A 10740-nucleotide genomic window follows, 5' to 3' on the forward strand; every position below is an offset into this window, starting at 1 on the left:
AAGAGGAGAAAAATGGTCATTTTCTCCTTATCTTATAGATTTTTCAAGGCTTGCCGCACTTGTTGTTGCAAATCCTCTAAACTGCCCTGATTGTCCAAAATCAAAGTCGCATATTTTTTCTTTTCCAAAAGAGGCATTTGGGCAGCAATCCGCTGTTGGGCCTGAGCCTGATTGTAGCCATTTCGCTCCATGAGTCGCTGGACTTGCTTGTCCTCATCCACATAAACCAGCCAGATGGCATCAAACCAGTCCAGATAATCCAACTCCACCAGGAGCGGAATATCCATGAAAAAAATGTCTTCTGACTGAGCCAGGCGATCCCGCTCCTTAGCCAGGGTCTGGCGGATGATGTCATTTTGCAGCTGAGCTGATCTGGCCTGATGTTCAGGACTGGAGAAAATCAGCTGGGAAAGCTTGGGCCTATTCAGCTGACCATCTGCCGTCAAGATTTCTGGGCCCAACCAATCCAGTAAGGCCTGATAGAGTTGCCCTCCCTTGGCCTGCAAGTCATGGACGACTGCATCCGCATCAATGACCCGATAGCCTGCCTGGCGGATTTCCTCAACAACCGTCGATTTGCCAGAGGCAATGCCCCCTGTTATTCCGATTATTTTTGTCATTTTTTTGACACTTGGGGCAAAAATGACTGCCCCGCCCTCCTACTTGAATCTTTTGAATGGCCCTGCCACAACGTGGACAAGGCTGACCAGTCTGACCATAGACCTGCAAGTAGTCCTGCATGGTCCCATCCAGGCCTAAGGCATTGCGATAGGTCCGAATGGTGGAGCCACCCTTTTCGATACCCAGCTGCAAGATCCGGATGGTCTCGTCATGAAGCCGCTTGATTTCGGCCTTTTTCAGCTGAGCAGCTAGGTGCTCTGGATGGACCTTGGCTGCCCAAAGCACTTCATCCACATAGATATTGCCCAAACCAGCCACTAGTTTTTGCTCCAGAAGCAGGGGCTTGATGGCTTTCTTAGAAGCTAGGACTGCCCGCTCAAAAGGAGCTAATTTGAAATCCTGGCTGGTCGGTTCTGGGCCGATTTTTTTGGAGATAAAATAGGCTGCTTCTTGAGATTTGGCCATCAGCTCAAAGGTGCCAAACTTACGCACATCCTGATAAACCAGGGTCCCCCCATTATCCAGCCCAAAGAAAAAATGAAAATGTTTGTTGGCTGGAACTTCCTCTAAGAAGAGCAGGTACTTGCCCTCCATCCGCAAATGAGAAATCAGGACCTGCTGGCCCAAATCAAAAATCAGGTATTTACCCCGACGGCGGACCGCCTCAATGGTTTGCCCCATCAGATCCAAGGAAAAGGTCTCCCTACTGGTCCTGATCATCTTTGGCACCCGTACATCTACTGAGACAATCCGTCTGCCCAAAACTAAGCGCTCCAAGCCTCGCCGAACCGTCTCCACCTCAGGTAATTCTGGCATATTTCCAATACGAAGCCCTTTAGGAACTCAAGGAAAAGGGAACTTCAAGGACGGTAACAAATTACCTGGAATGAAGTGTCCATTTTCACAGAGTTCCTTCTTCAAGACATGAGGGCTTGCCTTTCTGTTTTTCTAGTCTTTGACATATTCTAAAATATCCGCTGGCTGGCAATCCAATATCTCGCAGATGGCTATCAAGGTCGAAAAACGAAGCCCCTTGGCCTTGCCGGTCTTAAGAATGGAAAGATTGGCCTGGGTAATGCCAATCATTTCAGCCAGTTCCTTGGAGGTCATGCCTCTTTCTTCCAGGACCTTGTCCAAATGCACCTTAATCCTTCCCATCAGACAATCCCATCCATATCTTCCTGCACACTTTTACCATTTTTGATGACAAAAACCAAGATTAGCAGAAGCAAGAGAATCAGATATGCGCCTATATAAGGCAAAATGTACTGGTCCACCACGGTGAGCCAATCCTGATGAGGTTTTTTATAATAGAAAAAATCTTGCAGCAGGCTGGAAAGAACAACTAGACCTGTCAAGATAAAGATAGACAGGCTGAGCTTGTATCCCTCATTGGTAAATGCCTTTTTATCCACCAGCCTCAGGACCAGACCTTTGGAAAGGCAGATGATGACAAAGGGCAAAACTCCTACCCAGAAAAACTCAAAACTCCAAAAGCCTAGCTCATAGAGCGTCATCCCAGAACCTTGCCAGTCCAAGGCTATCATCAGATAGGCGATGGCTGCACGGAGGAAAAACCATCCAATCCAAAATACCTGAACGATTCCGAAAAGGACAGTGACAACTTGTTTAATCGGATTGGCTTTCATAGACACCTCCAACATCATGTGAGCAAATACTTCTTTTACAATTATTGTAAAACAATAATTTTCCTTTGTCAAACATTTTATCGTAAAACGATAATTTTTTCAAGCAAAAGAAAAGAGAGTGGGACAGAAATCGGTAATTTCGAAGAAATTCGATTTCGTTGTCCCACCTCCGCACAGTTGAGTAGGGCTGTAAAAGCTGATTTATCAGCGCATTAGAGCCCACTCAACCACTGTGCTATAAGTACCTAAAACAAGCATAAAAGAGTTTGGAACTAATTTTGTCCCAAACTCATTCTCCCATGGAAATAGAAATTCCTCCACTTGCAGACAGGCCTTATTCAATGGCTGACCCTGTTAACTCAGCCGCTTTTGAAATGTATTCTTTGTAGGTACCATCTTCGACCAGTTTGACAACCACCTTGTCGATGGCGGCTTTCAATTCTGGACTGTCTTTTGGCATGGCGATGACCTTGGCATCTCCTTCAGTAACTGTCAGGGCTGCTTGGCTCATCACCAAATCAGGATTCTGGGCCACATAACCTTCCCCAACTGGAGCTTCCAACACGACAGCATCCAGCTGACCAACCTTGAGCTGGGTGATGGCATCTCCCATCACAGGTAGAGAAACCACATTGGCACCTTCCAGCTGTTCCTTGGCCAGAGTTTCTTCGATAGAACCCTTTAGGACACCGATACTTTTGCCAGAAAAATCATCCAAACTTTGGAACTGATCTGCCTTGTCAGCCGCAACCAAGATGGCATTTTCAGTGGTATAGTAACTTTCAGAGAAATCATAGACCTTAGCTCTTTCTTCGGTGTAGGAAAGGCCAGAGATAGCGATGTCTGCTTTGCCCGTTTGGAGGCTGGACAAGACATTATCAAAGGTCATGGTGGAGATTTCCAGTTCAACACCCAATTCATCAGCAATGGCTTGGGCCAAATCAATATCCGAGCCGACCACCGTATCCTTACCATCCACTAGGGCACGAAATTCAAAGGGAGCGTAGTCTGGGCTCACAGCCACTACTAGTTTTCCCTTTTCCTGGATAGCCGTCAGACTGTCAGTCTTTTCAGCCGAAGAACCACAGGCAGCCAGAGCTAGGGCGGAGACGGCCGTCAGGAGGCCAAGAGCAAGTTTTTTCAGTTTCATCATCATTCCTCATTTTCATCTAAATCCATTGGAGTTGTCCAACAGACTCTAGTGTAGCTTATTTTTATACAAAAGTCAAGAAAATTTTGTATAAAAATTCAAACCTATGCCCGTTTTTTCAAAAAATTGCTCAGAAGGGCCAGACCCTTTTGCAAGGTAGCTGTGTCGCAGCAATAGCCCAGCCTAGCATGGCCAGGGATATCAAAGCGATTACCAGGAACCAGAAGGACACCCGTCTCTTCCAAAAGGGAGAGGCAGAGCTCCTCCACATCCTGGTCCAAATGAAACTGGATAAAAGAGGTTGGGGTTGCTGCCGGTGCCATCAAGGAAACCAGGGGCTCCTGCTCCACCCAATCGGTCAGGATTTTCAGATTGGTCTGGACAAGTTCCCGATTGCGCTGGAGGATGGCCTCCTGATGCTGCAGGGCCAGGCTGGCCACCATGTCATCAAAGACCCCCGCACAGATCAGGGTGTAGTCTCGGTAATCACGGAAGACCTGACAGAGACTTGGGCTGGCAGCCACCCAGCCAACTCGAATCCCAGGCAGGGAATAGGTTTTGGAGAGGGAATTGACCGAAATCCCCTTATCATAGAGATCGCAGATAGCGGGCACTTCCAAGCTGTCATCAAAACTCTTGTAGACTTCATCCGAGAGAATATAGGCCCCGACAGACCGGGCAATGTCCACCAATTCCAGCAGGAAAGCGCGATCCATCACAGCCCCCGTTGGATTATTGGCATTATTGATACAGATGAGCTTGGTATTGGGCCGAATCAAACGACGGAGCTCATCTAAGTCTGGCAACCAGTTCAAGGCTTTCCGGATATGCCAAAAATCAACTTCAGCCCCGAAAGACTTGGGAATATCATAGAGCTGCTGGTAGCTAGGATAGAGGGAAATCACATGGTCGCCAGGCTCCACCAGACTATAGAGGGCCAGCAGATTGCCCCCCGTTGCCCCATTGGTCTGCAGGATATTGTCAGGACTTTGGTGCTCATAAAGGCTAGCCACCGCCTCCTTGAAGGCCGGGGCCCCCTCGATCCATCCATAATTTAAGGTTGTCTTTTGAAGCTTTTGGAAAAAGGCAGAGCCGTCTGTCTGAGTCAGCGCAAACAGTTCATCCAGAGTCATGGACCGGATAGAGACTGAGGCCAGGTCATAGCTAGCTGACTGTTCATGGACATTGAGCCATTCCTCCACACCAAAACGAGGTAATTTCATACTATTTTCTACACTTTCTTTTTATCTGAATCAGTATACGTTAGTCCGCCAAAAAAAGCAAGTCAGCTGAATAGACATGCAAAAAAACTGGACCAGTATCCAGTTTTTCCGATTTCTAATGCCCCATCTTAAACTCATTGGTGAAATATTCATCCAGCATGAGGCGGTGCTTGGGTGATAAACTCTCTAAATCTTGGATTTCTTCCTTTGAGAAAAAGTCCAATCGGAGGGTTTCTTCATTATGAAAATCCAACTGGCTGATGGGCGAAACTGCCTCCATCTCATAGATAAACACAACCGTCTGAACCATGTCTCCATTGGGATAGACCTCCTCAAAATTGCTGTAAACATTGAGAAGGCGGCGAGCCTCTACCTGAATACCTGTTTCCTCAAAAAATTCACGTTTGGCAGTATCCAGAGTCGACTCTCCCAATTCCATGGCACCACCTGGTATGGCCCAAGTCTTCTTATCCCCGCGGAGCTGGAGCAAGATTTTTCCCTCTTCATTGGCCAAAATCCCGCCAGCAAAATTCAAAATAACCTTCTCCTGCCCCACCTTGGAGCGGATGTAGGAAATATAGTCCATTTTCAAATACCTCTTAGTTTTTCTGGAAAAGCAGCTCCTTGCAGAAAATGCTTTAGCAATTGGATATGAGTCTCAACATCACTGAAAAGCCAGGCATGGCCCTTGTCAGGATAGATGGCAACTTCCGACTGGTGATTTCGTTGGGCTAGGAGTCGATGTGATTCCTGCATCGTTTCAGATTCTTTGCCGCCCGAAAGGAAGAAGGCTGGGTTGTCAAATCTTCCTTCAATCTTGAGCCTATTGGCCTGAGACATGGCCCGGCAAAAGGATTTTCTGGAGGTCCTTTGCAAATCAGCAATAAAAGTTCGGCAATCCTCTTCCGCAACCCCATCCTCTTGCATCATTTTTGTCATCAGGCCAGCAATCAGTTTTGTATTTTTTAAAAAAGATAAAAAATAGGTCAAGGCAATCACTTTTCGGTAACCTTTGATGGGCTGAGGGGACGCTCCGTCCACAATGACCCTATCCACTAAATGCGCTTCTCGTTCCAAAAGCTTTAAAATCAGGCTACCGCCCAAGGAAAGTCCGACAAGATGAGGCTTGCCATGGGCCTTGTCCTTAATAAGCTCAACCAACTGCCCTATCACCTCGTCAAAAGTCGTCCACTCCACATTTCGACTATTGCCGTGACCTGGCAGATCAACAGTAATACAGTGAAAATCTTCTTTCAGGGCCTTTACATGATGGCGCCACATTCGGCTACTTGAACCCGAGGCATGCAGGAAAATAATCGTTTGGTCATTGGAAAGACCATATTCCTTAGTGAACAGTTTGACCATATTCCTCCTCCGTAAGGTTCAACATGTAATGAACACTTCGCTCACTTCTGTAAAGCCTAGTTTTTGGTGTTCTTTGGTGATTGAGATTCTTTCCATTGGATTTTCCACGAAACTCAAACTTTTCTTATAGTTAATGCCATTATACTCTCTCCCTTTCATTTGTCAAGGCACGCAAAAAGGAGGGAGGCCCCTCCTTTATTTTTTATTGCTTCTTCTTAGACTTAAGGATGAAGAGGGCTGCTATCAAACCAACTATTCCAACGCCGATAAGAACCATGCTTATCTGTTCTCCTGTACTTGGCAATTTCCCCTTTTTCTTGGTTGAGGTGGTGGTGGAACTCGATGTTTTAGTTGATGCCGATGAAGAACTTGTCGTTGGTTTTGTGACGGCACTGGTTGTGGTCGTGCCTGCCCCAGTAGTTGCTCCAGTTTTAGTGCTGGTGCTAGCGCTGGTCGTTGTTGTTGTTTGAGCCTCTTTATAGACCACTGCATAGATGGAGAAGTGTGACGTTACAAAACTGATTGTTTTCTTTTCAGCATCACTTGTAAACTTGAGAGATTGCACTTCTCCTGCATCGTTGACATAGACAACCTTGTCCACTTGAGCCGTTGCTTTGACTGGTATGGTGACGGTGGTTGCTTCAAGTTGAGTCACAGCTTCCTTGTTCGATGTTTTTGCCAAACGGATATCATAAGCATCGTAGCTTTGACCAGCCAGTGCCTGGACACTATTTGAATCCAATCTAAGAACGGTCATTTCAAGACCAGCTAGATTTGGGTTGGCAATGCTAATGCCTGTTGCCTCATCAGTCAATTTGGTTACAGGATTCTTCTTATTATCATCGATTTCTTTCAGCTTGGCTGCCATTTCCGCTTCCACTGCCTTCAATTGTTGGAAGATTTGTTCAGAACGGGCAAGGGTATCATTGGTAATAGGGTCGGCCAGACCGATGGCGGCCTCTTCCGTTAGGCCAGCATATTGACTATCCAGATTGGCTTGATGGGCAATCCATTCCTCTTCCAAGGCCTGCCATTTTTCCAAGATGGCCCGACCAAAAACATCTGGATGTTGGGATGCCATCTTATCGATATTCTGCACTGTCCAATACCATGAGTTGGTGTCATAGCTTGCGCTACGGTTCTTGAAGGCTTCGTAGGTATCGGTCACAATACCATAGAAGGGTACATAGGGTGTATTGCGAGTTTGACCCAAGCCCAGCCAAACCACTCCGCCAAAGGCAGATGGCAGACTGTCCTTGATTTGATAGACATGGGCGTCAATTACATTTTCATTCCCCAAGGCATACTTGTAGGTGGCATCTGTTGGTTGGTCATTGGAGCCGTCATCCCCCTGCTTGACCTTGCCAGCTAGGTCATCTGGCAAAAACTGTGGCAGGTGTTCAAAACGGTTTCGCTGGAGGGCGAATACATCCTGCAAGCTGTAACGTCTGTTAGGGTCTGTTGGGGAACGCATGAGGTCATAGACACTGTCTTCATAGGTCACAGACGTTTGAGGATCCAAAAGGGTAATGCCTGCATAGACCCGGGAACGGTCTGCCTCCGCATAATTTGATGGACCATAGGATTTGGCAATATGGAATTGGCCATCGATTTCAACATAATTGTTGGCTTCTTTGGCGACTTTTTCAACATCTTTTGAAGCAATAACATTGGGGGTATCCGTCAAGTCAACATGTCCCAAATAGTAGGTATTGGCGAAAATAGCATATTTGTCTTCTGGGAACTTGATGGCTACGTACTGATGACCTGAAAGAACCTCCATGTACCATAACTCATTTTTATCAGCCAGAATAATGACATTGCCTTCTGCCGAACCTTTTTCATCAATGGTCTTTGCAATCAATTCCACCCCCTCACGGGCTGTCTGAACACGGGGAAGAACGTAATCAATCAAGATGGGTTCGCCCAAGCCTCCAGAGGTAACAAGGGGGTCAACTTTTAAAACCTTATTATTTGGAATAGCTGTCACGGTGGCTGTCATGGAAACGCCATGTTCATTAAAACCGTGCGCGCCATAAATACCATTGGATCCATCCCCACGCGCCGCATCTGGCGTGGAGGTGTATTTGAACTCGTGGGCTAAATGCGGAGCTGTAAAGCCAAAGGTTTCATCTACTAACACATCCCCATCAGCATAATCTCTGGCAGGATTGACAATGTAATTCTTATTATGTGCTCCATTATCTGGCGGATAGGGGTAGTCTTCCGTTCGGCCAAACATGACCGAGCCGTCTGTCGTCAGCCCCTTACCAATGATAAAGCCCGAACAGGCCTGTACCACTTGGGAAGGGAGGAAAGAGAGCAATAGGACAACTACCGCTAGGCGAATAACAGTCTTTTTCATAGACTTCTCCTTTCTAAATGTCTAATTTTCCTGTTCTTCTTCTGCTCCTTTAGTGTAACGAAAAACGCTTGGTTTTGCAAGCGCTTACTAGTTTACGCTCCACCACTTTATTAAGCCAAATAAAAAGACCACCATTACTGGAAGTCTTTCGTTCAATAAGATACCGCATTTGCTAATGGTTAGATGAAAATTGCAGTATTAAAACATCGCACTATGGTTTTTTAATACTCTTTCTCATTATACCCAAAGTCGGCTAGGTCTAGTTTCTTGTCGCGCCAGTTTTTCTTGACCTTGACCCAGGTTTCAAGGAAGACCTTGTCGCCCAGCATGATTTCGATGTCGCGGCGGGCCATCTTGCCGATTTTCTTGAGCATGGCCCCTTGCTTGCCGATGATAATGCCCTTTTGGCTATCGCGCTCAACCATGATGGTAGCCCGAATATGGACCTTGTCCGTTTCCTCATCCCGTTTCATGGACTCTACCACCACCGCCACGGAATGGGGAACTTCCTGCTCTGTCAGCTTGAGGATTTTCTCCCGGATCATCTCAGAGACTAGGAAACGTTCTGGATGGTCTGTGATTTGGTCTTCTGGAAAATACTGAAAACCTTCTTCCAAATTGTCCTTGAGAATGGCCATCAGGGTTTCCACATTGTTGCCTTGGAGGGCAGAAATTGGGACTACTTCCTTGAAATCCATCTGGCCACGGAAATCATCAATCTGCTCCAAAAGTTGGTCTGGATGGACCTTGTCAATCTTGTTAATGACGAGAATAACAGGGATTTTAGCAGCCTTGAGCCGCTCCATAATCATATCATCGCCCTTGCCCCGCTTCTCATCTGCAGGTACCATAAAGAGGACCGTTTCCACCTCACGCAGGGTACTGTATGCAGACTCCACCATAAAATCCCCCAGGGCTGTCTTGGGCTTGTGGATTCCAGGTGTGTCAATAAAGACAATCTGCTCTGTCTCGGTTGTATAAATCCCCATAATTTTATTGCGGGTAGTTTGGGCCTTATCGCTCATGATGGCGATTTTTTGCCCCATGACTTGATTGAGAAATGTTGATTTTCCAACATTTGGGCGGCCTAAGATGGCTACAAAGCCTGATTTAAAAGTCATAATGATGATTCAAAGGGCGTTCCGCAAACAAAGCCAACAATGAAACGGTCCGCATCCAGAGCCCTTTCTCATGGTGACAGTGTTCGCAGCCCATGTATGTTCGATACACAGGCTGCCCACCTTTCTATTCTTTTTTCAGTCTTATCCCAAAAGCAGTTTCCAAATCTTTGGAATAAAAATAATCAAACCGGTCAGCACAGCGTAGCCTGAGATGACCAGGACGGCACCAGCTGCCATGTCTTTTGCATTTTTAGCCAACATGGAAAAGTGATAACCACTGGCCAGATCGACTACATTCTCAATGGCGGAGTTGATAATTTCAAAGGAAATCACCAAGAAAATAGCCAAGAGAAGAAAGAGCCATTCGATGGCAGAAATTTGAAAGACCAGACCTGCCAGACAGGCCAAGATGGCTGATACCAGATGCTTGCGCATGTTGCGCTCTTCCTTAAAGGCTGTCAGGACACCAGTGATGGCAAATTCCATGCTGGCGACCAAGTCGCGATTTTTCCACTTTTTCTGTGGATTATTGTCTCGTAAGTCCATAGGCTGTTAACATCTCTTCCTGTAAGGTAAACATTTCCTTCTCTTCCTCAGGCGTATAGTGGTCATAGCCGTTGATGTGAAGGAAGCCATGTACTGCAAGAAAGCCCATCTCCCGCTCAAAAGAGTGTCCGTACTCTGCCGCCTGCTCCTGGGCCTTATCGACAGAGATAAAAAGCTCGCCGATATAGCTGTCAAACTCGTCCAACATCTCCGCCAGCTCAGGATTGTCTGCCAAGTCTTCCTCCTCAAAGGTAAAGGGGATTTCTGGCTTGTACTCCAGGCTGATAACATCGGTCGGACGGTCGGTGTCCCGATATTCCAGATTGAGTTGATGGCTGCGCTCATTGGTCACAAAGGTCACTGCCATCTCTTTTTTTTCCTTCCCCAGTCTCTCTGCAGCAAAATTTAGCAAATCTAGGGTTTGTTTCATGATTTCTGGAGAAACCTGACCGGTTTCATCCACCATTTCTACATACATTGTTTTTCTTCTTTCGCTAGGATTCTATCACTTCATTATATCACAAAATCAGATGGAAAGATAAAAAGCCAAGGGAGAAATTGTACTGCCCCCAAAAAGTTAGACAAAAAATAATTAGTGAAAGGATTTGGTTCTGTACTGAACAGGACTAAGTCCTTTTAGTTTTGCTTTAATGCGCTTGTTGTTGTAGTAAAAAATATAATCCGTGATGGCTTGTTCCAA

General features: G+C 46.3%; 13 protein-coding genes and 1 pseudogene. All 14 read right to left on the reverse strand.

The features are described 5' to 3' along the window. Positions 1-32: 32 nt before the first annotated feature. The gene (gene coaE, locus ACEYCN_RS08915; RefSeq protein WP_373713934.1) at positions 33-620 is read right to left on the reverse strand and encodes a dephospho-CoA kinase; all 588 of its coding nucleotides are present in this window, start codon (positions 618-620) and stop codon (positions 33-35) included. Further along, positions 562-1437, reverse strand: coding sequence for a DNA-formamidopyrimidine glycosylase (mutM, locus tag ACEYCN_RS08920; protein WP_373713935.1), 876 nt, complete (start codon positions 1435-1437; stop codon positions 562-564). Before mutM ends, coaE begins: the two co-directional genes overlap by 59 nt. Before the next feature lie 132 nt (positions 1438-1569). Beyond that, positions 1570-1779, reverse strand: coding sequence for a helix-turn-helix domain-containing protein (locus ACEYCN_RS08925; protein ID WP_373713936.1), 210 nt, complete (start codon positions 1777-1779; stop codon positions 1570-1572). Continuing rightward, positions 1779-2270 carry a hypothetical protein gene (locus ACEYCN_RS08930; RefSeq protein ID WP_373713937.1) on the reverse strand — a complete coding sequence of 164 codons (492 nt, stop codon included), beginning with the start codon at positions 2268-2270 and terminating at the stop codon, positions 1779-1781. Before ACEYCN_RS08930 ends, ACEYCN_RS08925 begins: the two co-directional genes overlap by 1 nt. 334 nt (positions 2271-2604) lie before the next feature. Beyond that, positions 2605-3420, reverse strand: a complete 816-nt coding sequence (locus tag ACEYCN_RS08935) for a transporter substrate-binding domain-containing protein (RefSeq protein WP_373713938.1) — start codon at positions 3418-3420, stop codon at positions 2605-2607. A gap of 104 nt (positions 3421-3524) precedes the next feature. Next, on the reverse strand, positions 3525-4643 hold the full coding sequence (locus tag ACEYCN_RS08940) for an aminotransferase (protein ID WP_373713939.1): 1119 nt from the start codon (positions 4641-4643) through the stop codon (positions 3525-3527). 115 nt (positions 4644-4758) lie between these two features. Then, positions 4759-5229: an NUDIX hydrolase gene (locus tag ACEYCN_RS08945; protein ID WP_373713940.1), complete on the reverse strand. Its 471-nt coding sequence runs from the start codon at positions 5227-5229 to the stop codon at positions 4759-4761. Between the two features lie 2 nt (positions 5230-5231). Next, positions 5232-6008 carry an alpha/beta fold hydrolase gene (locus tag ACEYCN_RS08950; RefSeq protein ID WP_373713941.1) on the reverse strand — a complete coding sequence of 259 codons (777 nt, stop codon included), beginning with the start codon at positions 6006-6008 and terminating at the stop codon, positions 5232-5234. A gap of 202 nt (positions 6009-6210) precedes the next feature. Then, entirely contained in the window at positions 6211-6876 is a 666-nt protein-coding gene (locus ACEYCN_RS08955) for an LPXTG cell wall anchor domain-containing protein (protein WP_373713945.1), read from the reverse strand. Next, positions 6864-8373, reverse strand: a pseudogene (locus ACEYCN_RS08960) (C69 family dipeptidase); the annotation flags it as partial. The pseudogene ACEYCN_RS08960 and the gene ACEYCN_RS08955, both read right to left, overlap by 13 nt. A gap of 221 nt (positions 8374-8594) precedes the next feature. Next, the gene (era, locus tag ACEYCN_RS08965; protein ID WP_373713942.1) at positions 8595-9494 is read right to left on the reverse strand and encodes a GTPase Era; all 900 of its coding nucleotides are present in this window, start codon (positions 9492-9494) and stop codon (positions 8595-8597) included. Positions 9495-9635: 141 nt separating this feature from the next. Then, positions 9636-10040, reverse strand: coding sequence for a diacylglycerol kinase (gene dagK, locus ACEYCN_RS08970; protein ID WP_373713943.1), 405 nt, complete (start codon positions 10038-10040; stop codon positions 9636-9638). Continuing rightward, positions 10021-10518 (reverse strand): rRNA maturation RNase YbeY, encoded by a 498-nt coding sequence (gene ybeY, locus ACEYCN_RS08975; RefSeq protein ID WP_373713944.1) that lies wholly within the window; start codon positions 10516-10518, stop codon positions 10021-10023. The genes dagK and ybeY overlap by 20 nt, the downstream gene beginning before the upstream one ends. Before the next feature lie 114 nt (positions 10519-10632). After that, on the reverse strand, positions 10633-10740 hold a 108-nt coding region (locus ACEYCN_RS08980; protein ID WP_373713498.1), incomplete at its 5' end, for an IS3 family transposase.

This window comes from Streptococcus sp. (assembly GCF_041802885.1).
In the GTDB taxonomy this organism is placed as follows: Bacteria; Bacillota; Bacilli; order Lactobacillales; family Streptococcaceae; genus Streptococcus.